We start from the raw sequence: 22,065 nt of genomic DNA, 5'->3' as shown, positions 1-22,065 counted from the left end.
ATACGTGGCAGCTCAGACGAATAGCGTTTCTTCTGGTGTTGTGAACGATTTCTGATACCAATTCCTAACCAGAACTCTCACGAAACTACCGGGCCATGCGCTATTCATCTAGTGATCTTTCCACTACGCCCCCGTTTATCGTCATCGGACTGGAACTGAATCTCGGGCTAATGCTTATTCGCCTCGCGATCCAGTCTTACCTAATGAGTCTGTTCAGTAACGTCGGAAGGAAGTTCGAGAAAACGAAACAGGCGTTTATCGAAGGCGGACGGGCGGAGTACGCCTGTGTGTCATGTGAAAAACCCGTGGACGAAGAACATGAATATTGCCCCCACTGTGGCGAGGAAACAGTCGAACCGGTCGACTGATTCTGTCCAGCAATCCGCGCCCGTATCTGAGTATTGCTTGGTCCGACGTTATTACCTGCTCTTGACCAGCGTTTTCGGTTCTCCCGAAGGACCGTACTCTTGAACGACATCTCTCTGTGAATCGGCTAACACAGAGGAGTGAGGATACGCGCTGGCCATCATTCTACTCGGTATCTAACGAGTACAATCCGCTGGATACGGAGCGTGGATCGTGTTCGGTGGTGAAACATTAGTCATCGCCGTCTTTCACGTAGTCAATCGCCCGTCCGTCCCGTCAGCGGAAGCCTTTTAGTCATTCTGTTATGAAAACCGATTATGGCTTCTGACCGGGTGACTGACTCCGAGACGTTCACTGCGCTCGGCAACGTGGGGGCAGACCACGAACCAGTCACGGCGGACGAAATCGCCGACGCACTCGGCTGTACTCGGCGCGCCGCCTACAAGAAACTTGAGGAACTTCACGACCGCGGTGCAATTCACACTAAGAAAGTCTGCGCCCGCGTACGTGTCTGGTGGCGTCCTGCTGACTCCTCGACTGGGCGTTCCGCACAGAAGTACCGGACGTTGTTCGAATCCATCAATGAGGGCTTTTGCATCATCGAGATGTCGTTTGATGAAGGCGACCCCGTGGATTATCGCTTTCTGGAGACGAATCCGGCGTTTGAGGAGCACACCGGGTTCACAGACGCAGAGGGCGAATGGATGCGCGACTTGGAGCCGGATCACGAGCAATACTGGTTCGACCGCTACGGTGACGTCGCCCTGACCGGTGAACCGGAAACCTTCGAAGCGAAGGCAGAAGCATTGGACCGCTGGTACAACGTGTACGCATTTCCTTTTGGAGGGCACGAGAGTCAACAAGTCGCAGTCCTTTTCGACGACATCACCGAACGCAAGCAGGCCGAGGAGGCACGCCAGAAGAGCAAAGAGCGATTCCGAGCGCTAATCACCGCAAGTTCGGACGTGGTGTATCGCATGAGCCCCGATTGGAGCGAGATGCACGAACTCGAGGGGAAAGAGTTCCTCGCTGATACGGCCGAACCGACCAGCAACTGGCTCGATAAATACATTCATCCGGACGAACAGCCGCGAGTCTTGGAGGCCATCGACGAAGCAATCCGGACGAAGAGCCTGTTCGAGTTGGAACACCGGGTGGAGCAGGAAGATGGGAGCGCAGGCTGGACGTTCTCGCGAGCGATTCCAATGCTGGACGAGGACGGTGAAATCGAGGAGTGGATCGGGATGGCGAGCGACATCACCGAGCGGAAACAGCACGAGCGAGCACTCGAGGAGTCAGAACGACGATATCGGACGCTCGCCGAGCACTTCCCGAACGGCGCGGTCGGGGTGTACGACCACGACCTCCGCTACACGTTGACCCAGGGCGCCACGCTGGGCGACACGCTCCCCGGTCGAGACCAGCTCGAAGGCAGGACGATGCCGGAGGTGTTCCCCTCAAACACCGTCGATGATCTCGAACCGCTGTTTCGAGCAGCGGTCGAGGACGGCGAAACCGATAGCACTACGACCGAGTTCGGTGGCCGAACCTGGCGTGTCTGGGCGACCCCGCTGCGCGACGCGGACGGCGATATTTTCGCCGGACTCAGCTTCGCACAGGACATCACCGAACGCGTCGAGCGCGAGCAACGACTGGAGAAGACGGTCGAGAAACTCGAGCAATCGAACGACCGCCTCGAGAGTTTCGCCAGCACGCTCGCTCACGAACTCCGAAATCCCGTGATGATCGGCCAGATGTATTGTAACGAACTACCGGAGGCCGACTCGGAGGCAGTCGGATACGTCGCGGAGGCGTTCGACCGCATCGAGGAGATGATCGACGTCATACTGGCGGTGACGCGCGGGCATGAGGCAGTTGGCGAGCGAGTACCGGTCGATCTCACAGACGTAGCGCGGAGAGCGTGGGACGACGTAGATGCACCCGACGCCACTGTCGATGGTTCTATCGACCGCACGGTACACGCCGACGAGACGTACGTCGAACACCTGTTCCGGAATCTGTTCGATAACGCCGTCGAACACGGGAGACCGGACGTCACGATTACGGTCGGCGACCTTCCGACCGGATTTTTCGTGGCCGACGACGGCCCCGGTATCCCGGTCGCCGACCGAGACGACGTGTTCAAACTCGGATTTACGACGACGGTCGAACGAGGCGGTACCGGAATCGGGTTGGCGTTCGTCAAACGGCTCGCCGACGTGTACGAATGGGACTGTCGAGTGACCGAAAGTGAGTCTGACGGGGCGCGGTTCGAGTTCACAAACGTTGACCGCGGTTCGAGTCAGCGATAACGAGGTACCTAGCGCCGCCGAGACTAAAAAGGACCATTCACGATGACAACGATAGTGGGGCAAAAGAAAGCGTTGACCGAGAGTAGTACGAACAATTACGGTACTGTATCTCTCACAGAAGCGCTCGATGAACTCGGTAGTCACCACTCATCGCCAAGATCAGCATGAATCTCGTACACTTCCTTCTCGGAATCGTCCTGCTCACTACCGCTATCGTAGACCTATTGTGGACGACAGTCTGGGTCGAAGGTGGTGCCGGCCCACTCACTTCTCGATTGATGGCGTGGTCGTGGCGATCGGCACGAGGATTGGGGAATCGAAACTCGTGGGTCCTGAGCCTCACAGGCCCATTTATCTTCATCGCCGGCCTTACAGCGTGGATACTGCTGCTCTGGGGTGGGTGGACGTTGATCTTCGCCAGTGCTGAGAGTGCTCTCATTGACACGCTTAGTCGGGGCCCTATCTCGTGGTTCGATCTCGTCTATTTCACCGGCTACACGTTCTTCACACTGGGAACCGGAGATTTCGTTCCTCACGACGGTATCTGGCAGCTCGCCACGACACTCGCTTCAGGGAGTGGACTCCTCTTCGTCACGTTGAGCGTTACCTACGTCCTCTCGGTGCTCGACGCGGTTACCCAGAAGCGCGCCTTTGCGAGCAGTGTCACTGGTCTTGGTATGCAGAGCGAAGACCTCGTCCAAGCGAGCTGGAACGGCGAAGAGTTCGGCGGACTCGAGTTGACCCTGAATACGTTGACGTCACAGCTCAACACCCTCACCACGAATCACAAAGCATACCCCATTCTTCATTACTTCTACAGCAGGCAACCCGAACAGGCGTCAGCGATCGGTATTACGGTTCTCGACGGAGCGTTGACGATACTTCGATTCGGCGTCCCTGAACAAAATCAGCCCAGCGAGATGATTCTCACAAACGCACGTGCAAGCGTCCAAAGCTACCTGAATACCCTTGACAGTGCGTTTATCGAGCCTGCAGAACAGTCCCCTCCCTCGCCGGATCTCGATGCAATCCACGAAGTCGGCGTGCCAACTCTCTCCGACAAAGAGTTCGCTACGTCGCTTACGGAACTAGACGAACGACGGCGGATGCTTCTTGGCCTCGTCGAATCTGATGCGCGAGAGTGGCCTTCGAAAGGCGATAAGTAACGGTGACCACGATAATAGGCTTCCGTCGCTCGTTTTCTCGGGGACGTGGGCCTTGATATACACCGTCGGTCTGGAAGACGGGGGAGTCCCGGGACGGCTTCCGTTCGTCGAGTTCCTCTGACGTCGTGGACGACCGCCTGTCTTCGGTGATTTTTTCGCCGATTTCCTTCGAATCGAACGACTCGAAAGCCAACTGCACGAAACAGTCAATCTGCATCGCGGCATCGACGGCGGCTACGTCGATGTGCTCGGGGGTATGGTGCGTATTTGCTGGGACGGTGAAATAAAATCTCCACGTCTTTCTCCTGCTGGAAAATGTGCGCCGATGTCGGATTCACCGCGGGCAACCGGGCGGATCCGTCGGACGTCGCGAAACCTCCGGAGCGTCGACCGCTCCTCGCGCGTGAACATCACGTGCTCGTTCGGTGGAGGCCGGACGAGCGCTCCCGACCCCTCGCGATTTAGGCGTCGATTAATCGTCTCGCGGTCGACGTCCGGTCGTTCTCGGTACGAGACGACCGGCGGAGGACGGGCCGCGTCGGGTCGGCGCTACTCGACGTACGCAACGCAGTCCAGTAACTCCTCGACCGTCGAGTCGTAGCGGTATCGAACGGTTCCGCTCCGGGAATCGTACGCGAGAAACTTCGCCGCTTGCAACTTCGGCAACGTGGTGTGGTAGAGTCTGGTAACGACCCGCTCCGGACCTCCGGACTCCGGGTCGCGAGCGACGACGTACTCCACCAACTCGTCGAACGAACCGATACCGTCGTCGGTCTCGCGCAGATAACGGAGGACGTATCGCCGCTGGCGGTCGGCCAGTATCTCGAAAACGGTATCGAGCGACTTCTGGCCCGCTTCGTCGCCGTACTTTCGTTCCTTTATATCTAGACCCGAATTGAAGATAACATCGTCGGACATACTTATGGTTGCTTACACAAACAGATGTGATAAAAAGCTTGCGGCCGTTTTCCTCTTCTCCCCGCGGCGTTCGTCTACGCCTCAGGTGTTCCTTACCGCGACGTCAGGTGGCGAGTAACTAACGTGTTCCGTACCTAGGGGCTGTCCATGCGCCGCCGCGACCACCCCATCCGAGACCCCGCCGACTGTCCGACCGTTCGCCGCATCCGAGACGGCGAGTGGGTAGCCAGCGACGCGGACGGTCGCTCCGCCCGCGGTTCCACGCCCGCCGCCGCGATAGCGACGCTCCGCGAGTAATTCGAAGGGACGTTCGAGGCGCTCTCCGGAACCGGACGACGCTCCGATCTTCGCGCCGCGACGGACTCGAGCCGCCCCCGATTCCGCCCTCTGCCTCGGCGGATTAGGCGGTCCATAATTATCCTTTCTCGTCCGTCCTTTACGAATCCATGTCCGAGATAAGCGCCGAGCGAGAGCGTTCGCGTGCGGAAGTCGCCGACTATCTCCGGCAGTTCGCCGACAAACTAGACGGCGGAGACGGCAGCGACCGCGGCGACGGTCGCCCGGAACCGGATATCGGATCGGACGAGAACGCCGACTCCGAACGCAGCACGGGCGAGAAGGTGACGTTCATGGTCGGCAACGACAGCGCGACCGTCAATCCGCCCGAAACCGTTTCGTTCGTCGTGGAAGTGAACTCCGACTCGTCGCTGGTCAGCCCCGACGAAACGCAGCGCGTGGGATTCGAACTTCGCTGGGACGCCGACGAGATTCCCGAGGACGACGAACTGAGCATCGAGTGAACGCCGTCATATTTTACCGCTCCGTCCGCGAGTCGAAATATTGAAACCGACCTGTTTCGTTTCGAAGGTACGATGACCAGCACACAGCCCAGCAGTTCTATCACCGACGGCGGGCTGGTGCGACCGATGTTCGAACTCGCGTGGCCGATAGTCGTCATCCAGCTTCTACAGGTGATGTACAACGTCGCGGATACCTTCTGGTTGGGGCGACTGTCGTCCGACGCGGTCGGCGCGATGAGCATCGCCTTCCCGCTCATCTTCTTTCTCATCTCCGTCGCGGGCGGGTTCACCGCGGCGGGGGCCATCCTCGTCGCTCAGTACACCGGGGCCGAAAGCGAGGGCTCCGCAGGACGGGTCGCGGGCCAGGTTCTCACGTTCATCTCCGTCCTCGCGGTCGTCCTCGGGGTCGCCGGATACTTCCTCACCGAACCGATGCTCACGCTCATGCCGACGCAGGCCGCGACGACCGCCCAGGTCGTTCCCCTCGCCCGCCGATACATGGAGGTGTACTTCCTCGGTCTCCCCTTCCTGTTCGGTTTCTTCGTCTTCAACTCGCTAATGCGCGGCTACGGCGACACCCGGTCGCCCATGCGCATCATGCTCGTCAGCGTCGCCCTCAACGTCGTGCTCGACCCGCTCCTCATCTTCGGCCTCGGCCCGTTTCCGAGGCTGGAGATCGTCGGCGCGGCGGTCGCCACCATCGCCGCGCGGGCCGTCGCCAGCGTCCTCGGCCTGTACGTCCTCTTCGGGGCGCGCGCCGGCCCGGACGTGAGCGTCGACGACCTTGTCCCCGACCTCGGATACATCTGGGACATCGTGCGCCTCGGAACGCCCAGCGCGCTCGAACAATCCACCAGTTCGCTGGCCATGATAACGATGACCGTGATGGTCGTCCAGTTCGCGCCCCCCGTGGTCAGCGCTTACGGACTTGGTAATCGCCTCGCGTCGCTCGTTTTCCTCCCGGCGATGGGGTTGGGACGGGCGACGAATACGATGGTCGGGCAGAACCTCGGCGCGAAGAAGCCGGAACGCGCGGAACGGGCGGTTTGGATGGCCGCGAAGGTCGGTTCCGCGGTGATGCTCGCCGTCGCGCTCGTCGCGGCCCTGTTTCCCGACCCCATCGTCAGCGTGTTCATGGCGACGGGGACGCCGGACGCGGCCCAGACCATCGAGTACGGCAGCGACTACCTCCGGATCCGATCCGCCGAGTTCGCGTTCATGGCGCTGTTGCAGGTGCTGCTCGGCGCGTACCGCGGCGCGGGCAACACGAAGACGGCGATGGCGTTCTCGATGGTGACGCTGTGGTTGGGACGGGTGCCGACGGTGTACTACCTCGCGTTCGTCCGCGACCTCGGCCCGACGGGCATCTGGATCGGGATGGCGTTCGGAAACATCGTCGGGGCCGTCGCGGCCGCGCTCTGGTTCACGCGGGGGACGTGGAAGCGGACGGTCATCGACGACCCCGATGTCGCTGTCGCGGACGGCGAAGGCGACTGATTTTTGGCTGTCGAGATTAAGCGTGCCATAATAAAATGCGTAGACCGAGTAGTGGTGTCCAATGAGTCCGGCGAGCGTCGCGCAACAGGGTGGGTTACCCTGTCCGACGAACGAAACGATATATATGGACCGAAACTGTATCCGAGGTGAAAAACGATGACCGGCAACGTCGATGTCCTTCTCATCGGTATCGATGCGGGCTGTCTCCCCGTCTTCGAGCGTCTCTACGAGGACGACGTCGTCCCGAACATCCGATCGATCTGCGAGGGCGGCGCGGCCGCTCCGTTGGAGTCCCAGATGCCCCCGTGGACGCCGAGCGCGTGGCCGTCGCTGTACACCGGCGTCAACCCCGGTCAGCACGGCGTCTGCGGGTTCGTCACGTACGACGGCTACGACTTCCGCGTGGTGAGCGGAAACGACGTCGAAGAGCACGCCATCTGGTCGCTGCTCGACGAACACGACCGGTCGAGCGTCGTCGTCAACGTGCCGGTGACGCATCCGCCGGACGAGTTCGACGGCGCGCTCATCCCTGGATTCATCGGTCCCGAAGACCCGAAGTGCCACCCCGAGGGAACGCTTGAGGAGGTGCGCGAGGCCATCGGCGAGTACCGCGTCTATCCGAACTACTCGCGCGAACACTCCGATTTCACCGACGAGCAGAAGATGGACGAGTACACGACGCTCGTCCGGATGCGCGGCGAGGCGTTCCGTTACCTCGCCGACGAGTACGAACCCGACTTCGGATTCGTCCAGTTCCAGAAGCCTGACACCGTCTTCCACGAGTTCGACGGCGACTGGGAGAAGGTGAAGACCGTCTACGAGGAGACGGACAGGCAGGTCGGTAAGCTGTTGGAGGAGTGCAACCCCAACACGGTCTTCATCGCCAGCGACCACGGGATGGGTCCCTACGAGAAGTACGAGTTCCGCGTCAACGAGTTCCTGCGCGACGAGGGCTACGTGAAGGCGATGAAAGGCGGGAAAGGGATGCCGTCGTGGAACCCGATTCAGGAGGAACTGCGCGAAGGAAAGGACACCCGGACGTGGGAACCGAACGCCGTCGAGCGAATCGCGGCGAAAGCCGCCAAGTTCGGACTGACCGCACACCGGATTCGAACCGGGCTGGAGAAGGTCGGCCTCGCGGACATCGCCAAACAGTACGCGCCGAAGAACGTGGCTCGGACCGCCAACGAGCAGGTCAACTTTCCGAACTCGGTCGCCTACATGCGCGCTCGAACCGAGCTGGGCGTGCGCATCAACCTGCAGGGGCGCGAACCGAACGGTATCGTCTCCCCGGACGAGTACGACGAGGTGCGCGACGAACTGATGGAAAAACTCCGGGGGGTCGAGACCCCCGACGGCGAACCGGTCTTCGGCGAGGTCTCGCCCCGCGAGAAGTACTTCCACGGGAAGAACGCGGACAACGCCCCGGACATCGTGACGATACCGAACGAGATGGGCCAGTTCCTCTCCGCCCAGCTGCTCGGCGACCACTTCGCGCCGCCGACCGAGCCGTGGAACCACAAGCTGGACGGCGTCCTCGCCGCGAAAGGGGCGGGAATCGACCCCGACGCGATGCCCGCGAAGGCGCACATCTTCGACGTGGCTCCGACCATCATGTCCGCGCTGGGCGTCCCGTACAGCGACCGGATGGACGGGACGGTTGTTCCCATCGTCGACGACGCCGGGGCGCAGTCCTACCCCAAGTACGCGAACGGCGACGGGTCGGCGATGGACGAGGAGGGTGAGGAGAACTTGGAGGAGCGGCTGGCCGACCTCGGCTACATGCAGTAACCTCTCGTCGAACGCGAGCGCCGCGCGGCCACCTCTCTTTTCCGACGCGGCGTCGAACCTCGGGTATCGAGGGGTTCGATGGAAACGAACGACCTACCGGGGGAGGACGCATCGCTCTGGCTGGAGACGACGCCGCCGACCGATTTCGATCCGCTGGACGGCGACCGTCGGGTGGACGTGGCGGTGGTCGGGGGCGGCATCGCGGGGTTGTCCGCCGCCGCGGAGCTGAAAGACGCCGGAGAGACGGTCGCCGTGCTCGAAGCCGACAGGGTGGTTTCGAGCGTCACGGCGCGAACCACGGCCAAGCTGACGAGTCAACACGGCCTCATCTACCGCGAACTGCTGTCGCGGTTCGACCGCGAACGCGCCCGCCAGTACGCGGACGCGAACGAGGCGGCCGTCGACATCGTCGCCGAGCGCGCCGAGGAGGTGGACTGCGATTTCCGCCGCCGTCCGGCGTACACCTACGTCAACGATCCGAACGACCGCGGTAAGGTGCGCCGCGAGGTCGAGGCCGCCCGGAGCGTCGGCCTCCCGGCCTCGTTCGTCGAGGACACGCCGCTTCCGGTGAACGCGAACTGCGCGGTTCGGTTCGACGACCAGGCGCAGTTCCACCCCCGGAAGTACCTGCTCGCGCTCGCCGACGAGATTCCGGGGGACGGGAGCGACGTCTACGAGGAGACGAAAGCGACCAACCTCCGCGCGGGTCGACCCTGCCGCGTCGAGACCGAACGCGGGACGGTGACCGCCGACCGCGTCGTCGTCGCCACGCACTTTCCGATTACCGACCCGGCCGGCTACTTCGCCCGGCAGTACCCGAAGCGGTCGTACGTGCTGGCGCTCCGCACGCGCGACCCGCCGCCGGAGGGGATGTACTACCGGTCGGGCGACCCCTACTTCTCGGTTCGTCCGCACGAGACGGACGACGAGTCGTTCGTCCTCGTCGGCGGCCAGAACCACAAGACCGGACAGGGCGGGTCGACGAGCGAGCGGTACCGGGAGGTCGAACGGGAGGCGCGCGACCGGTTCGACGTGGAGGAGGTCGTCTACCGCTGGTCGACGCAGGATTACACGCCGACCGACCGCGTCCCCTTCATCGGCCCCATCGCCCCGTGGCGGCGGAACGTCTTCGTCGCCACTGGGTTCGGCGGTTGGGGGATGACGAGCGGCGTCGCGGCGGGGCGAATCCTCGCCGAGGAGATCGCGGGCGACGGAAGCGAGTGGGCCGACGTGTTCGACCCGGGCCGCCTGCCGCCGCTCGGAACCGCCCGGAAATTCCTCTCGGAGAACGCGAACGTCGGCTCGCGGTTCGTGGAAGATTGGGTGCGAAAGCCGCGGGAAACGCGCGAGTCGCTCGCACCCGGCGACGCGCGGGTCGTCCGCGAAGACGGGGACGCCGTCGCCGAGTACCGCGACGAGGACGGCGAACTGCACCGCCTGTCGGCGGTCTGCACCCACATGAAGTGTCTCGTGGAGTGGAACGACGCGGAGCGAACGTGGGACTGTCCGTGCCACGGGTCGCGGTTCGACTCCGAAGGGGAGGTGCTCGACGGGCCGGCGGTGCGGAACCTGCCGAAGAAGTGACCGAGAGCGGGACGGCGGCCGCGGAGTCCGCGGCGCTTCCAGCGCCGACGGACGTGCTCGTCCGTCACCGAATCCGACCACCGGAGCAGGTTTATGTACATCGGGATATCATTGCTCTCCCATGCCGGAAAATAAAGCGGCCGAGTTCGGGACGTTCGGCGGCCGACACGTCCCCGACGCGCTCGAAGAACCGCTCGAACGACTCGCGGAGGCGTTCGACGAAATCTACGACACGGAGGAGTTCCAGCGCGAGTTCCGCTCCTTGTTGGCGGACTTCGCCGGACGACCGACCCCCGTCTACCACGCGGAGCGCCTCTCGGAGGAGTACGGCGCGCAGGTGTACCTGAAGCGGGAGGACCTGCTTCACGGCGGCGCGCACAAGGTAAACAACTGTCTCGGACAGGCGCTCCTCGCCGAGAAGGCGGGGAAAGAGCGACTCATCGCGGAGACCGGCGCGGGTCAGCACGGCACCGCGACGGCGATGGTCGGCGCGCTCCTCGACATTCCCACCGAGATATACATGGGGAAGAAGGACGCGGAGCGCCAGAAGATGAACGTCTTCCGAATGCGCCTGATGGGCGCGGAGGTGAACGAAGTGACCCGCGGCGACGCGGGACTCGCGGACGCGGTGGACGCCGCGCTGGAGGACTTCGCCGGAAACGTGGAGGACACCCACTACCTCGTCGGCAGCGTCGTCGGTCCCGACCCCTTCCCGCGGATGGTGCGCGACTTCCAGTCGGTCATCGGCGAGGAGGCCCGCGAACAGATTCGAGAGCGGGTGGGGCGACTGCCGGACGCCGCGGTCGCCTGCGTCGGCGGCGGGTCGAACGCCATCGGTCTGTTCCACGCCTTCCGCGACGACCCCGTCGAACTGTACGGCGCGGAGGGCGGCGGCGAGGGCGCGGATTCGAAGCGCCACGCCGCGCCGCTCGCGAGCGGGAAGACCGACATCCTGCACGGGATGCGAACCCGAATCCTGAACGACGACGTGGAAGTGCACTCGGTCTCGGCGGGGCTGGACTACCCCGGCGTCGGCCCGGAGCACGCTCAGTTCCGCGAGTCGGGTCGCTGCGAGTACCGCGGCGTCACCGACGACCGGGCCCTCGAAGCGTTCCGCGAACTCAGCGAGTACGAAGGAATCGTCCCCGCGCTCGAATCGAGCCACGCCGTCGCGCTGGCGAAGCAATTGGCGGAAGAGCGCGACGAGGACGACGTCATCCTGGTGAACCTGAGCGGGCGGGGCGACAAGGACATGGAGCAGGCCGCCGAGCTGTTCGACCTCGGAAACTGAACGGTGCGACCCGCTGGCGGTTCCCGACGCGACGTACTCGGTCGTCCCCGCCGACCGGGCTCCGGCGCGAAAACGCGGGCTCCCGCCGGGAGCCGGCTGACGACCGCTCGCCCGTCGCGCTCGACCAACCCCTCTTTCTCCAGCCGTTTTAGATGGTGCGTGACGGTGCTCGGGTCGCGCTTCAGTTCGTCGGCCGACTCGCCGACGGAGGCGGGTTCCCCGCGGACGGCGTCGAGCACCGCTCCTCGACCGAACGGGGTCGTACGGCTTCGGCTCGGTCGAGTACGGCACCGACGAGCGACGTAGCGGTCGCTACCGGAAACCACCGAAGAGAACGCCGTCCTCGATGCGAGCGCGGCGGAAGTGGGTACGCTCGGCGTCGCGGCGACCGGGGTCTCCTCTTCGTCTTCGACGGTAATCGGGGAACGGCGAGCAGTAGCGGACTTGCCCGTCTACTTCTTCCGACAACTCGAACACAAGCCGTCGTCGAGGTAGATATCGAGCATCTTCTCCCCGCAGCTGTCACACTGTTTAAGTACGTCCGTGGCTGTCACGACTCTTCGCCTGTCGGTAGCGAGTCGATTAGAATAGGGGTGTCGGTTCCGGAGAAGTGGAACCCGTTTCAGTAGTTTACGAGACTGACATCACCGTGCGTCGCCATGCTCCCGTTCTCGGCGCGGGTCACGGCGGCCGCGGCGTCCACGAAGCCCGAACCGATGGTCCACGGTTTGTAACCGCTGACGGCGTCTTTCGCCTCCGCCGAGACGGTGTTCAGCACTTCGGCCGGCGTCGGGGACCCACCGTTGTTCTGCCGGTAGGCGTCGACGACGAGGCTGGCGATTCCGGCGACCGCCGGACAGGACATGCTCGTTCCGCTGATGGTCGCGTAGTAGAGCAGTCCGTCGTCCGCGCTCTCGGCCTGTAAGGGGTCGGTCGGAGCCATCGTGCTGACGATGGCGTTGCCGGGTGCGCCGACGCCGGGTCGGTAGACGCCGAGCGGGCCGGACGGCGACCCGCCGTTGCGGTACTGCTCCAGGTTGTCCAGCGCCGTCTTGCGGTCCCAGTTGCTCGGGTCGGCGCTCTGCTTGCGGCCCCGCGACGAGAAGTTCGTGACCTTCTTGTTGTCCTTCGTCGCGGCGACGCCGAGCACGTTCGGCGCCTTGGCGTACTGATTGAGCGTGTTCGTGCTCGGCCCGGAGTTGCCCGCCGCGAACACCGGCAGGAGACCCTCCTTCCACGCTTCCCACGTGGCGACGTTGAGCGCGTCGTCCGGATTGAACGCGTTTCCGTTCGAGGAACCGTAGGAGTTCGAGACGACCGACACGTCCGTCTCGCCCGCCCGCTGACGCGCGAGCAGGTGGTCGAACGCGGCGACGGGTTTGACGATGAGCAGGGTCAGCCCCGCCGAGTACACCGTGAGGTCGGCGTCCGGAGCCATCCCCTTGTACTGCCCGCCGCTCCGCGTACCGTCGCCCGCGATGGTGCCCGAGCAGTGCGTGCCGTGCCCGTTGTCGTCGGTGTCGAGGCTCCCCGCCTGCACCCAGAGCGTCGGCGACCCGAGCGGGTTGCCCGCCCAGCGCCAGTTCTCCACGAGACTGGACTGGAGGTCGGGGTGGTCGCCGTCCACGCCGGAGTCGATGACCGCGGTGTGAACGCCCTCCCCGGTGTAGCCGCTCGACTGCACCTCCGACACGCGCGTCACCTCGCGCGTGTCGTCGTTGTAGTAGTCGAGTTCGACGTTCTTCTGGACGTACCGGACCGAATCCCAGTCGGCGAGCGTCTCCAGTTGACCGACCGTGAGTTCGGTGAAGCCGATGGGGAGCACCTCGAACTTGTGATAGCCGTTCACGAGGTCCAACGCGCCGAGCTGGTCCACGTCGTCGTTGCTCTCGAAGACGACCAGCGCCTGCTGTAGGGCGCTGGTCGTCAGGTCGAACGCGGTGTCGAGGATTCCGTCGCCCGCCGTCGCCGTCCCGCTGAACGGAATCGCCGCCGCGACCGCCGCCGCGCCGGTCGCTTTCAGAAATCGCCGCCGTCCATGTGACTGGTTGTCAACCATCCCAATTTCCATCACATCACGAGCGAACTAAACGATTTCCGCCGATATTTGAAAGGTAATCGGAGATGCAATGTCTAGAGAAATAACGTCGAAATAACGGTTCGGGTCGGTTACTCGACGGTCGGTTGCTCGACGTTCTCGCCCTGGTAATCGCCGTCGTAGGTTCCCTCGTGCTCCGCCTCGCTGAGAACGAGTTGCGCGATGCGCGCGCCGCGTTCGAGTTCGATGTCGTGGTGAACCTGCAACAGCCCTTCGCCCTTGCCCTCGTAGCCCGCGTCCCAGACCGCCGTGTTGAGCATGCAGGAGTTGCGCATGAGCGACGAACGGGGGAAGATGAATCCGACGTGTCCCTCCGGAATTCGGACGGTCTCGGCGTACTGGACGACGTACCCGCCTCGCGGGAGGTAGTAGGTTTCGGGCGATTTCTCGGTCACCTGCTCGGGTTCGACCCGCTGGCGGTCGCCGATCTCCTTTTCGTTGCGCCCGATACGACCCGAGTCGATCTGTTCGTAGACCGCTTCGAGCGTCAAATCGAGACCGTTCGGTTGTACTTGCCCGCTCATGATCTCCGAGACGTGCTCCGCGACGAACGTTCCGCTCTGGAACATACTCGAAGGAACCTCGCACGGGGGCAAAATCGTTGCCTTTCTCACTCGGTTCGCTCCACCGATCCGACGTGCGCGCCGTCGGCGACGTCGAGTTCGCGCGCTCGGACGGTCTCGACGCTCGCGTCGGGGCCGAGGCGCACGCGGTCGCCGGCGACCGTCCCGACCGCGACGTGGTCGAGGGCGACATCGTCACCCTCGACGCGCTCCGCTCGGAGGAACCCGCCCGGCCGTTGTCGGGTGACCGCCACGGAATCGGCGACGAGGCGGCCGACGACCGAGTCGGAGACGAGGTCGAAGCCGAGGTCGTCCGCCTCGACGACGTCGGCGTCGATGGCGCCGCGGACGCGAACCGTCCCGGCGTCGAGCGTCGCCAGTTCGACCGCGCCGGCCGCCTCGAACGACTCCGCCTCGACCGCTTCGAGACCGGCCGACCCCGAGCACTCGAACGCGTCGGCGACGGTCGTTCCCCCGACGTTCAGCGACCCGGAGACGACGACGCCGTCCGCGCGAACGTCCCCGTCGACGTCGGTCGCTCCGGAAATCTCCGCCGAGTCGCAGCGGAACTCGCCGCCGATGCGGGTCGCCCCCGAAAGCGAGGCGGCGTCGACGCGAACGTCGCCGTCGACCGTCGCCACGCCGGAAACGTCGAACCGCTGCGCGTCGACCTCCTCGAAGCTGGTTATCCCCGTAACGCGAATCATTCGGTGCCGTCCGTCCTCGTTTCGTCTGGTGTGGGTTTCCATCGCAGTCGGAGTTGCACGACCCACCCCATAAATCTATGCATCAATTGTGAGCCCGATGTGAGTGTAATGTGAGTCGAAGGGCAACAGTTATGGCGGCGGGGTCGGTACTCCCGGCCATGGGCCGAGAGATTCGGATCACCATCGACGACGACGAAGTGTTCGAGCGCCTGAAACGCCGGAAGCAGGAACTCGACCTCTCGTGGGAGGAAGCGCTCCGCCGCGGTCTGGAGCGCGGACGAGGATCATCGACGGGACGGAGGGCCGAGCACCATCGACACCACCGACACCCCCCGAAACCGCCCCACGCGAGCGGACGAGAACGCGCCCGCGGCGAGCATCCGAGTCCGTTCGACCCCGACTTCGGCGACCGGCTCCGGCGGGAGATAGAGAGTTCGGTGCGGGAGTCCATGGACACCGTCGAGGAGTCGATGGACGCGGTTCGAGAGGGACTCGGCGTGGAGATAGACCGACTGGAGGACGCGGAGGACGCCACCCTCTCGTTTCCGTTCCTCGAAGACGACCGCGCGCGGGTGCCCCTGCGAGTGAACCTCCGGACGAGCGCCGACGGTCTCGACGTGGACGTCGTCGCGGTGCGACGCGGAAAGGACACCGCGGCGACGAACCGTTTCGCCGCCGACCAGCGGGCGCAGGTGAACCGTCGGCTCGCGGAGGGCGCGGCGGCGCGGCTCGAACTCCAGAACGGGAGCGAGGCGTACGACGTGGTACCGACGCTCTCGTGGGGGCGCGCCGACGACGGGACGCCGACCGTGACCGACGTGGAGTGCGACGTTCGGTTCGAGTAACGGACACGTTCCGAAGGCGAAAATTGCCGCACGAGGGCCGAATTTACCACGAACGATGGAAACGGAAACACGCGGGATTTATACCTCCGGAGAGTCGATATTTAGCCGATATGGGACAGACACTTACGGAAAAGATTCTCGACGACCACCTCGTCGAGGGCGAGCTCGAGACCGGCGAGGAGATCGGAATCGAGATCGACCAGGTTCTCACGCAGGATACGACGGGGACGCTCGTCTGGCTCCAGTTCGAGGCGCTCGAACTGGACGAAGTTCAGACCGAGATCGCCGCCCAGTACTGCGACCACCAGACGTACCAGTTCGACTTTAAGAACACCGACGACCACCGATTCCTCCGCAGCGCGGCGGGCACGTTCGGCGCGCACTACTCCCGTCCGGGCAACGGCATCTGCCACAACGTCCACAAGGAGAACTTCGCCGCACCCGGTAAGACGATGCTCGGTTCGGACTCGCACACGCCGACCCCCGGCGGTCTCGGCGAACTCGCGATCGGTTCCGGCGGTCTCGACGTCGCGGTCGCCATGGGCGGCGGCCCGTACTACATCGAGATGCCCGAAATCGTCAACGTCCGCCTCGAAGGCGAACTGCCCGAGTGGGCCACCGCGAAGGACGTCATCCTCGAGATGCTCCGTCGCCTCACCGTGAAGGGCGGCGTCGGCAAGATATTCGAGTACACCGGCCCCGGCGTCGAGACGCTCTCGGTGCCCGAGCGCACGACCATCACCAACATGGGGACGGAGCTCGGCGCGACGACCTCCATCTTCCCGACCGACGAGAAGACCGAGGAGTGGCTCTCCCGCCTCGGCCGCGAGGACGAGTACGTCGACCTTCAGCCCGACGAGGACGCGGAGTACGACGACGAACTCGTCATCGACCTCTCCGACCTCGAACCGCTCATCGCGCAGCCGTCGATGCCGGACAACGTCGTGCCCGTCCGCGAGGTCGCCGGCCAGTCGGTCGACCAGGTCATCATCGGCTCCTGTACGAACGGCGGCTACGAGGACATCCTCCCCGCCGCGAAGATGCTCGAAGGCCGCACGGTCGACCGGAAGACGGACATGATCGTCGCGCCCGGTTCGAAGCAGGCCTCCGAGATGCTCGCCCGCAAGGGGTGGGTTGCCGAACTGATGGCGGCCGGCGTCAACTTCTCCGAGGCGACCTGCGGTGCCTGCATCGGTATCGGCCACGTTCCGGCGTCCGACTCCGTCTCGCTCCGGACGTTCAACCGCAACTTCGAGGGTCGCTCCGGCATCGAGGACGACTCGGTCTACCTCTGCTCGCCCGAGGTCGCCACGGCGGCGGCCATCAAAGGCGAGATAATCGACCCCCGCGACCTCGCGGAGGAACTCGGCGACCTCGAAGACCCCGGCTTCGAACTCGGCGACAACTACGGCACCAGCGTCGACGACCCCGACCTCATCTCCCCCGACGAAGCGGTGGACGACGAACTCATCAAGGGACCGAACATCGGCGACGTCCCGCTGAAGGACGAACTCGAATCCGACCTCGAGGGGCCGGCCCTGCTCAAGATGCAGGACAACATCACGACCGACCACATCATCCCGGCCACCCAGGACATCCTGATGTACCGGTCGAACATCCCGAAGCTCTCCGAGTTCACCCTCTCGCGCGTGGACGACACGTTCGCGCAGCGCGCGCTCGACTCCGACGGCAGCTTCCTCGTCGCCGGCGAGAACTACGGACAGGGTAGCTCCCGCGAGCACGCCGCGCTGTGCCCGATGTACCTCGGCGTGCAGGGCGTCCTCGCCCAGAGCTTCGCTCGCATCCACAAGGCAAACCTGTTCAACTTCGGTCTCATCCCGCTCGAAATCGACGCGGACGACTACGAGAAGATCGAGCAGGGCGACGACATCCAGATCGTCGACGACGTGGCGGAGGCGGTCCGCTCCGGTCAGGACGAGTTCACGGTTCGCGTGAACGACGACTGGGAACTCACCGCCACCCTCGACGCGTCCGAGCGCGAACGCCAGATTCTGGCCGACGGTGGCAAACTGCCCCACACGAAGAAGCAGGCCGAGTCCGGCGACAGCGGCGCGACCCCCGCCGACGACTGAACGCGACGCTTCCATCTTTTACGACGGTCGCCGACGGGAGCGACGAGCACCTCGCTTTTTCGAACGACGGCAAACGGCCGCGGGGAATGATTTATGCCTCCGCCGCGCGCTAGTTTCGTAGCATGAGCGAGGTTTCAGCGAGCGTCGGGCGCTACCTCAGCATGATACACCTCGTCAGTCAGCGTGCCGGCCGCCCGGCGAAAACCGGCGAACTGGCGTCTGCCCTCGACGTAAGCGCCGCCAGCGTGACCGAGATGCTCGCCACCCTCGAATCGCGCGATCTTGCGACCTACGAGAAGTACAAGGGCGCGACGCTCACCGACGAGGGCGAGGAGACCGTCCGCGAAGTGATGTGGAAACACTGCCTCGCGGAGAACTTCTTCGCCGACGACCTCCAGATAGACGACCGCGAGGAGGCGCGGGAGATGGGCAACGCGCTCTCCGACGAGGTCGCGGCCAAACTCCGCGAGCGAATCGACCACCCGTGCGCCGGGGAGTGTCACGCGCCGCAGAACGAGTACAGCGAGTGTCTCGACGACGTGCGCGACGACGCGCTTCACTGAGTCAGACGATATCCCGGTACACCCGTCCGAACGCAATTCGCCGGAGGGTCGCGACCGCCGCCTCCTCTTTCTGCTGGTACGTGGCGGCGACGACCGTCTCCGCCGCGGGGGCGACGTGCCACGCGACGGACGCCACGTTCCGACTCCCCTCTTCGTGAACGTCGAAGCCGTCGGGAACCGCGCCTTCGAACTCCTCGCGCGTTCCGGTGCGGACTTCGAGGAGCGACGCGAAGAGCGCGTCTCGGGCGGTTTCGACCACGTCGCTCGTCACGCGTTCGCCGTACTCCTCGCGGTCGAAGCGCATCGCCTTCGCCGTCTCCTTGACGACGGTCTGCGCCGCCGGACCGACGGCCTCGTACTGCTCTCTCGCGTCTTCCGCGCCGTCCGGAGCGAGTATCCCGTGCGTCTCCATGCGCGGTGATTCCCGGGCCGGGAACTACTCGTTTTCGTCTTCCGCGCCGCCCTCGTCCCGCATCTCCTCGGTCATCCGACGCGCCTCGTCCAGAATCGCCCGCGCTTCCGCGCCCATTTCGGCGCCCTGGCCTCCGACGCTCCGCCCGTACCCGCCGGCCTCCCGGAGTTCGTCCTCCAACCGGTGGTCGTGTCGGTCGTCGACCGTGTCGTCGAACACCCGCGGATACTCCGTCTCCGGCGCGCGCTCGGCGACGCGCGGCGCGAGTTCGTCGGGCCCTTGGTCGTCCCATCCCGGCGCGTGTTCGTCCAGCCACGCTTCGTGCTCGTCGTCGCCCATGATGGCGGCGAACGCGAGGTGGTTGGCGAGGTGCTCCCCGTCGGACTGCGGCGTCTCGCAGACTGGACACGCGAATCCCATGTCCGCGAGTACGGAGCGCGGACTGAAAAACCGTTCAGTCGAGTTCGACCACCATCACGATGGCGTCCTCCCCGTCGCCGTAGTAGCGCGGCACCGTTCGGAGGTAGTGGAAGCCGAACTTACGGTACAGCGAGATGGCACCCTCGTTGCTCGCGCGCACCTCCAGTTTGACGGAGTGCGCGCCGTGCGCCCGGAGTCCGGAGAGGGCGCGCTGGAGCAGCGTCCGACCGATACCCTCGCCGCGGCGGGCGGGGTGCACCGCGATGTCCTTGACGTGTCCGAGTCCCCGACCGTGGTTCGGAATCACGTCCGCGACGACGTAGCCGACGACCTTCCCCCCGTCCACCGCGACGAGGAACGTGGGTTCGCCCACGAAGCGCTCGAACGCCGAAAAGGGCCACGGCTGGTTGAACGACGCCTTCTCGATGCGGAAGACGGCGAGCAAGTCCGCGTCCTCCGCGGGGCGAATCGTCGGGGAGCCCGCCTCGCTCGCGGTGGTGGTCACACCGAGGGGGTTCGTCGCGCTGGAATAAAGCCTTCATGCCCGATCGTCCTCGCCGCCCGACGACTCCGACACTTCCTCCCGATTTTAAGCACTCGCCGCTTCAACTCGAACCATGACCGACGACCTGCGAGACGACTGGCGCGACCACGACTGGTCGGTGCTCGAATCGAAGGCGGAGTACGAGACGGGCTGGTACACCGGGGGGTACGACCTCGTCGAGCAGCCCGACGGGACGACGAAGAAGTACTACTGGGCGGAGCTACCGCCCGCGGTGGTCGTCCTCGCGGTCGCGAACGGTAAGGTCGTGTTCGTCGAGCAGTACCGCCCCGCGATCCGGGAGCGCTGTCTCGAGTGTCCCGCCGGAATCGTGGAGGACGGCGAGTCCTACACCGCCGCCGGAGCGCGCGAACTCCGCGAGGAGACGGGCTTCGAGGCGGACGGCCTCGCCCTGCTCGAATCGTTCTGGGTCGCCACCGGCGTGTTGCGCCACGAGCGCGGTATCGTCTTCGCGGAGGGGTTGACCCCCGCGGAGCGGGAGCTGGACGACAACGAGTTCCTCTCGGTGCGGACGATACCGGTCGAAGACGCGCTCGCCGCCGCCCGCGAGGCGCCGGCCAACGACGCGACCATCGAGGCGTTGCTCCTCGCGAGCGAGGCCGGACTGCTCGACGGATGAACTGGGAGCGGCGCGGGGGGACGAGCGTCTCGCTGGGGAAGTACACGGTGGGGTACGACACCCTCCGACGACCCGACGGGAAGACCGTTCGGCGCGTCTGGTTCGACCCGCCGGATTCGGTGGCGATAGTCGCCCGCACGGGGGACGAAATCGTCCTCATCGAGGAGTACCGGCCGCGCCTCGGCGAGACGGTGGTGTCCTGCCCGGCGGGCCGCGTCGAACCCGGCGAGTCGTTCGAGGCGGCGGCGAGACGGGAACTCCGCGAGGAGACGGGGTACGAGGCGGGGAGCGTTCGACACCTCGAAACGTACTACCCGGCGGCGGGGATGCGAAAGCGGCGGGGAATCGTCTTCGCCTCGGAGCTCACCCCGGGCCGCCAGCGCCTCGAATCCGACGAGTTCATCGACGTGCGAACCGTTCCCGTCGCGGACGCCGTCGACGCGGTTCGCGCCGCACCGACCTGCGGCTGGTCGCTCCCGCCGCTGCTGCTCGCACGCGAAGAAGGACTGCTCTAACCGCGTCCCGACCGGCGCTCGATGGTCGCGCTACACCGGCCGTCCGGGTCGGATTTCGAAGCGCCTTCACGACGGTCGCCTTTCGTCGCGTACCGCGAAGTACGGTACCGGTTCGCGAGAGGCTTCGGTCGTTCGACCGGGCCGCTTATTCCGCCGGGGGCCGTAGCCCGCGCTCATGGACGCCGAGATTTCCACGGAGGAAGTCCACGAACTCGTCGAGTCCGACGCGGACGCTCGAATCGTCGATATCCGACCGCAGGCGCAGTTCGACCGCGGTCACATCCCCGGAAGCGTGAACATCCCGTTCCACGCGCTTCCGCAACGGGTCTCCGAACTGGACGACGCCGAGCACGTCGTCACCGTCTGTCCGCTCGGCAAGTCGAGCGTGCAGGCCGCCCGGCTCATCGATTCCTACGAAGGCGTTCCGTCGGACGCCCGCGTCGAGAGCATGGCGGGCGGACTGGACGACTGGGACTACGAACTCGAATCGGCGGACGACGCGGAAGCCGACGCACCGTTCTAACCGGAGCACCGTCGCGTCCGCGGCGTTCGACGCCGTCGCTCGGCGCGCTACCGAAACCGGTCGTAAATGAAGAAGATGCCGCTCGCCGGCCCGGGAGATCGACCGACCTGTTCGTCAGGCGACGTTGAAGCCTTTGTCGCGCAGGAAATCCTCGACGCGGCCGGTGTGGTTTCCTTGGAGTTCTATCTGGCCCTGTTCGACCGTCCCGCCGCAGGCGAACTTCGATTTGAGATCCGAAGATAGGCTGTCCAAGTCCACGTCCTTGGGGTCGAATCCTTCGATTATCGTTACCTCTTTTCCGTAACGGCGCTCGTCGATGCGGATGGTGATCTGCTGGGATTCTTTTGCGACGTCTTCGCAGACGCAAAGCTCCTGAGGCAGCCCGCACGTCGAGCAGACTTCCGACATTACGCATGGGGC

23 protein-coding genes and 1 pseudogene are annotated in these 22,065 nt (G+C 64.6%); 15 read left to right on the top strand and 9 right to left on the bottom strand.

The features are described 5' to 3' along the window. Positions 1–203: 203 nt before the first annotated feature. The 3 genes from LIX00_RS08705 (at position 204) to LIX00_RS08695 (ending at position 3,844) form a co-directional block, all read left to right on the top strand. Positions 204–368 (top strand): hypothetical protein, encoded by a 165-nt coding sequence (locus LIX00_RS08705; protein ID WP_227352805.1) that lies wholly within the window; start codon positions 204–206, stop codon positions 366–368. Positions 369–683: 315 nt separating this feature from the next. Further along, positions 684–2,678, top strand: a complete 1,995-nt coding sequence (locus tag LIX00_RS08700; RefSeq protein WP_227352804.1) for a PAS domain-containing protein — start codon at positions 684–686, stop codon at positions 2,676–2,678. Between the two features lie 164 nt (positions 2,679–2,842). Further along, positions 2,843–3,844: a potassium channel family protein gene (locus tag LIX00_RS08695; protein ID WP_227352803.1), complete on the top strand. Its 1,002-nt coding sequence runs from the start codon at positions 2,843–2,845 to the stop codon at positions 3,842–3,844. A gap of 549 nt (positions 3,845–4,393) precedes the next feature. Here LIX00_RS08695 and LIX00_RS08690 read toward each other — a convergent pair. After that, positions 4,394–4,762, bottom strand: coding sequence for a DUF7344 domain-containing protein (locus LIX00_RS08690; protein WP_227352802.1), 369 nt, complete (start codon positions 4,760–4,762; stop codon positions 4,394–4,396). Positions 4,763–4,909: 147 nt separating this feature from the next. Between LIX00_RS08690 and LIX00_RS08685 the strand changes: the two genes are divergently transcribed. The 6 genes from LIX00_RS08685 (at position 4,910) to trpB (ending at position 11,725) form a co-directional block, all read left to right on the top strand. Further along, a complete protein-coding gene (locus LIX00_RS08685; protein ID WP_227352801.1) occupies positions 4,910–5,059 on the top strand; it encodes a hypothetical protein in 150 nt (49 codons plus the stop codon). Between the two features lie 149 nt (positions 5,060–5,208). Beyond that, the gene (locus LIX00_RS08680; protein WP_227352800.1) at positions 5,209–5,562 is read left to right on the top strand and encodes an amphi-Trp domain-containing protein; all 354 of its coding nucleotides are present in this window, start codon (positions 5,209–5,211) and stop codon (positions 5,560–5,562) included. Between the two features lie 72 nt (positions 5,563–5,634). Then, complete coding sequence (locus LIX00_RS08675; RefSeq protein ID WP_303659895.1) at positions 5,635–7,059, top strand: MATE family efflux transporter; 1,425 nt, start codon at positions 5,635–5,637, stop codon at positions 7,057–7,059. Between the two features lie 156 nt (positions 7,060–7,215). Beyond that, the gene (locus LIX00_RS08670; RefSeq protein ID WP_227352799.1) at positions 7,216–8,850 is read left to right on the top strand and encodes an alkaline phosphatase family protein; all 1,635 of its coding nucleotides are present in this window, start codon (positions 7,216–7,218) and stop codon (positions 8,848–8,850) included. A gap of 78 nt (positions 8,851–8,928) precedes the next feature. Continuing rightward, the gene (locus tag LIX00_RS08665) at positions 8,929–10,434 is read left to right on the top strand and encodes an FAD-dependent oxidoreductase (RefSeq protein ID WP_227352798.1); all 1,506 of its coding nucleotides are present in this window, start codon (positions 8,929–8,931) and stop codon (positions 10,432–10,434) included. A gap of 121 nt (positions 10,435–10,555) precedes the next feature. Then, positions 10,556–11,725, top strand: a complete 1,170-nt coding sequence (gene trpB, locus LIX00_RS08660) for a tryptophan synthase subunit beta (RefSeq protein WP_227352797.1) — start codon at positions 10,556–10,558, stop codon at positions 11,723–11,725. A 113-nt stretch (positions 11,726–11,838) separates the two neighbouring features. On the opposite strand, the pseudogene LIX00_RS26110 reads toward trpB, so the two are convergent. From LIX00_RS26110 to LIX00_RS08640, 4 genes and pseudogenes are all read right to left on the bottom strand, one after another. Then, positions 11,839–11,964: pseudogene (locus LIX00_RS26110) on the bottom strand (helix-turn-helix domain-containing protein); the annotation flags it as partial. 383 nt (positions 11,965–12,347) lie between these two features. Next, on the bottom strand, positions 12,348–13,784 hold the full coding sequence (locus LIX00_RS08650) for a S8 family serine peptidase (protein ID WP_227352796.1): 1,437 nt from the start codon (positions 13,782–13,784) through the stop codon (positions 12,348–12,350). A 110-nt stretch (positions 13,785–13,894) separates the two neighbouring features. Beyond that, on the bottom strand, positions 13,895–14,392 hold the full coding sequence (locus LIX00_RS08645) for a deoxyuridine 5'-triphosphate nucleotidohydrolase (protein ID WP_227352795.1): 498 nt from the start codon (positions 14,390–14,392) through the stop codon (positions 13,895–13,897). Between the two features lie 41 nt (positions 14,393–14,433). Next, positions 14,434–15,093, bottom strand: coding sequence for a hypothetical protein (locus LIX00_RS08640; RefSeq protein ID WP_227352794.1), 660 nt, complete (start codon positions 15,091–15,093; stop codon positions 14,434–14,436). Positions 15,094–15,251: 158 nt separating this feature from the next. Here LIX00_RS08640 and LIX00_RS08635 point away from each other — a divergent pair, with 158 nt between their 5' ends. The 3 genes from LIX00_RS08635 (at position 15,252) to LIX00_RS08625 (ending at position 18,594) form a co-directional block, all read left to right on the top strand. Next, positions 15,252–15,938: a hypothetical protein gene (locus tag LIX00_RS08635; RefSeq protein ID WP_227352793.1), complete on the top strand. Its 687-nt coding sequence runs from the start codon at positions 15,252–15,254 to the stop codon at positions 15,936–15,938. Between the two features lie 110 nt (positions 15,939–16,048). Continuing rightward, positions 16,049–18,031: an aconitate hydratase gene (locus LIX00_RS08630; RefSeq protein ID WP_227352792.1), complete on the top strand. Its 1,983-nt coding sequence runs from the start codon at positions 16,049–16,051 to the stop codon at positions 18,029–18,031. 122 nt (positions 18,032–18,153) lie between these two features. After that, positions 18,154–18,594, top strand: a complete 441-nt coding sequence (locus LIX00_RS08625) for a metal-dependent transcriptional regulator (protein WP_227352791.1) — start codon at positions 18,154–18,156, stop codon at positions 18,592–18,594. A gap of 1 nt (position 18,595) precedes the next feature. Here LIX00_RS08625 and LIX00_RS08620 read toward each other — a convergent pair whose 3' ends face one another. Genes LIX00_RS08620 through rimI form a run of 3 tightly spaced genes read right to left on the bottom strand, consistent with a single transcriptional unit; the run spans position 18,596 to position 19,931 of the window. Next, a complete protein-coding gene (locus LIX00_RS08620) occupies positions 18,596–19,006 on the bottom strand; it encodes a DUF5809 family protein (RefSeq protein WP_227352790.1) in 411 nt (136 codons plus the stop codon). 24 nt (positions 19,007–19,030) lie between these two features. Beyond that, on the bottom strand, positions 19,031–19,426 hold the full coding sequence (locus tag LIX00_RS08615) for a DUF5810 domain-containing protein (protein WP_227352789.1): 396 nt from the start codon (positions 19,424–19,426) through the stop codon (positions 19,031–19,033). A gap of 34 nt (positions 19,427–19,460) precedes the next feature. Beyond that, complete coding sequence (gene rimI / locus LIX00_RS08610; RefSeq protein WP_227352788.1) at positions 19,461–19,931, bottom strand: ribosomal protein S18-alanine N-acetyltransferase; 471 nt, start codon at positions 19,929–19,931, stop codon at positions 19,461–19,463. A 112-nt stretch (positions 19,932–20,043) separates the two neighbouring features. On the opposite strand from rimI, the gene LIX00_RS08605 reads away from it, so the two are divergent. The 3 genes from LIX00_RS08605 (at position 20,044) to LIX00_RS08595 (ending at position 21,645) form a co-directional block, all read left to right on the top strand. Further along, positions 20,044–20,607 carry an NUDIX hydrolase gene (locus tag LIX00_RS08605; RefSeq protein ID WP_227352787.1) on the top strand — a complete coding sequence of 188 codons (564 nt, stop codon included), beginning with the start codon at positions 20,044–20,046 and terminating at the stop codon, positions 20,605–20,607. Beyond that, positions 20,604–21,122: an NUDIX hydrolase gene (locus LIX00_RS08600; protein ID WP_227352786.1), complete on the top strand. Its 519-nt coding sequence runs from the start codon at positions 20,604–20,606 to the stop codon at positions 21,120–21,122. The genes LIX00_RS08605 and LIX00_RS08600 overlap by 4 nt, the downstream gene beginning before the upstream one ends. A 175-nt stretch (positions 21,123–21,297) precedes the next feature. Further along, the gene (locus tag LIX00_RS08595; protein WP_227352785.1) at positions 21,298–21,645 is read left to right on the top strand and encodes a rhodanese-like domain-containing protein; all 348 of its coding nucleotides are present in this window, start codon (positions 21,298–21,300) and stop codon (positions 21,643–21,645) included. A gap of 114 nt (positions 21,646–21,759) precedes the next feature. Here the strand turns inward: LIX00_RS08595 and yciH are convergent, their stop codons facing one another. Then, positions 21,760–22,053, bottom strand: coding sequence for a stress response translation initiation inhibitor YciH (gene yciH / locus LIX00_RS08590; protein ID WP_227352784.1), 294 nt, complete (start codon positions 22,051–22,053; stop codon positions 21,760–21,762). Positions 22,054–22,065: the final 12 nt, after the last annotated feature.

It is taken from the genome of Haladaptatus salinisoli, assembly GCF_020614375.1.
Taxonomy (GTDB): Archaea; Halobacteriota; Halobacteria; order Halobacteriales; family Haladaptataceae; genus Haladaptatus; species Haladaptatus salinisoli.
The sequence above is the reverse complement of the archived record's forward strand: the minus strand, read 5'-3'. Positions and strand labels throughout refer to the sequence as shown.

Bases quoted from the DNA above. Each gene is read 5' to 3' on its own strand.
- LIX00_RS08630 (WP_227352792.1), top strand. From the start codon at position 16,049: ATGGGACAGACACTTACGGAAAAGATTCTCGACGACCACCTCGTCGAG.
- LIX00_RS08680 (WP_227352800.1), top strand. From the start codon at position 5,209: ATGTCCGAGATAAGCGCCGAGCGAGAGCGTTCGCGTGCGGAAGTCGCC.
- LIX00_RS08605 (WP_227352787.1), top strand. From the start codon at position 20,044: ATGACCGACGACCTGCGAGACGACTGGCGCGACCACGACTGGTCGGTG.
- LIX00_RS08620 (WP_227352790.1), bottom strand. From the start codon at position 19,006: ATGGAGACGCACGGGATACTCGCTCCGGACGGCGCGGAAGACGCGAGA.
- LIX00_RS08685 (WP_227352801.1), top strand. From the start codon at position 4,910: ATGCGCCGCCGCGACCACCCCATCCGAGACCCCGCCGACTGTCCGACC.
- LIX00_RS08615 (WP_227352789.1), bottom strand. From the start codon at position 19,426: ATGGGATTCGCGTGTCCAGTCTGCGAGACGCCGCAGTCCGACGGGGAG.
- trpB (WP_227352797.1), top strand. From the start codon at position 10,556: ATGCCGGAAAATAAAGCGGCCGAGTTCGGGACGTTCGGCGGCCGACAC.
- LIX00_RS08675 (WP_303659895.1), top strand. From the start codon at position 5,635: ATGACCAGCACACAGCCCAGCAGTTCTATCACCGACGGCGGGCTGGTG.
- LIX00_RS08700 (WP_227352804.1), top strand. From the start codon at position 684: ATGGCTTCTGACCGGGTGACTGACTCCGAGACGTTCACTGCGCTCGGC.
- LIX00_RS08635 (WP_227352793.1), top strand. From the start codon at position 15,252: ATGGGCCGAGAGATTCGGATCACCATCGACGACGACGAAGTGTTCGAG.
- LIX00_RS08595 (WP_227352785.1), top strand. From the start codon at position 21,298: ATGGACGCCGAGATTTCCACGGAGGAAGTCCACGAACTCGTCGAGTCC.
- yciH (WP_227352784.1), bottom strand. From the start codon at position 22,053: ATGTCGGAAGTCTGCTCGACGTGCGGGCTGCCTCAGGAGCTTTGCGTC.
- LIX00_RS08695 (WP_227352803.1), top strand. From the start codon at position 2,843: ATGAATCTCGTACACTTCCTTCTCGGAATCGTCCTGCTCACTACCGCT.
- LIX00_RS08650 (WP_227352796.1), bottom strand. From the start codon at position 13,784: ATGGTTGACAACCAGTCACATGGACGGCGGCGATTTCTGAAAGCGACC.
- LIX00_RS08640 (WP_227352794.1), bottom strand. From the start codon at position 15,093: ATGATTCGCGTTACGGGGATAACCAGCTTCGAGGAGGTCGACGCGCAG.
- LIX00_RS08665 (WP_227352798.1), top strand. From the start codon at position 8,929: ATGGAAACGAACGACCTACCGGGGGAGGACGCATCGCTCTGGCTGGAG.
- LIX00_RS08670 (WP_227352799.1), top strand. From the start codon at position 7,216: ATGACCGGCAACGTCGATGTCCTTCTCATCGGTATCGATGCGGGCTGT.
- LIX00_RS08600 (WP_227352786.1), top strand. From the start codon at position 20,604: ATGAACTGGGAGCGGCGCGGGGGGACGAGCGTCTCGCTGGGGAAGTAC.
- LIX00_RS08690 (WP_227352802.1), bottom strand. From the start codon at position 4,762: ATGTCCGACGATGTTATCTTCAATTCGGGTCTAGATATAAAGGAACGA.
- LIX00_RS08625 (WP_227352791.1), top strand. From the start codon at position 18,154: ATGAGCGAGGTTTCAGCGAGCGTCGGGCGCTACCTCAGCATGATACAC.
- LIX00_RS08705 (WP_227352805.1), top strand. From the start codon at position 204: ATGAGTCTGTTCAGTAACGTCGGAAGGAAGTTCGAGAAAACGAAACAG.
- LIX00_RS08645 (WP_227352795.1), bottom strand. From the start codon at position 14,392: ATGTTCCAGAGCGGAACGTTCGTCGCGGAGCACGTCTCGGAGATCATG.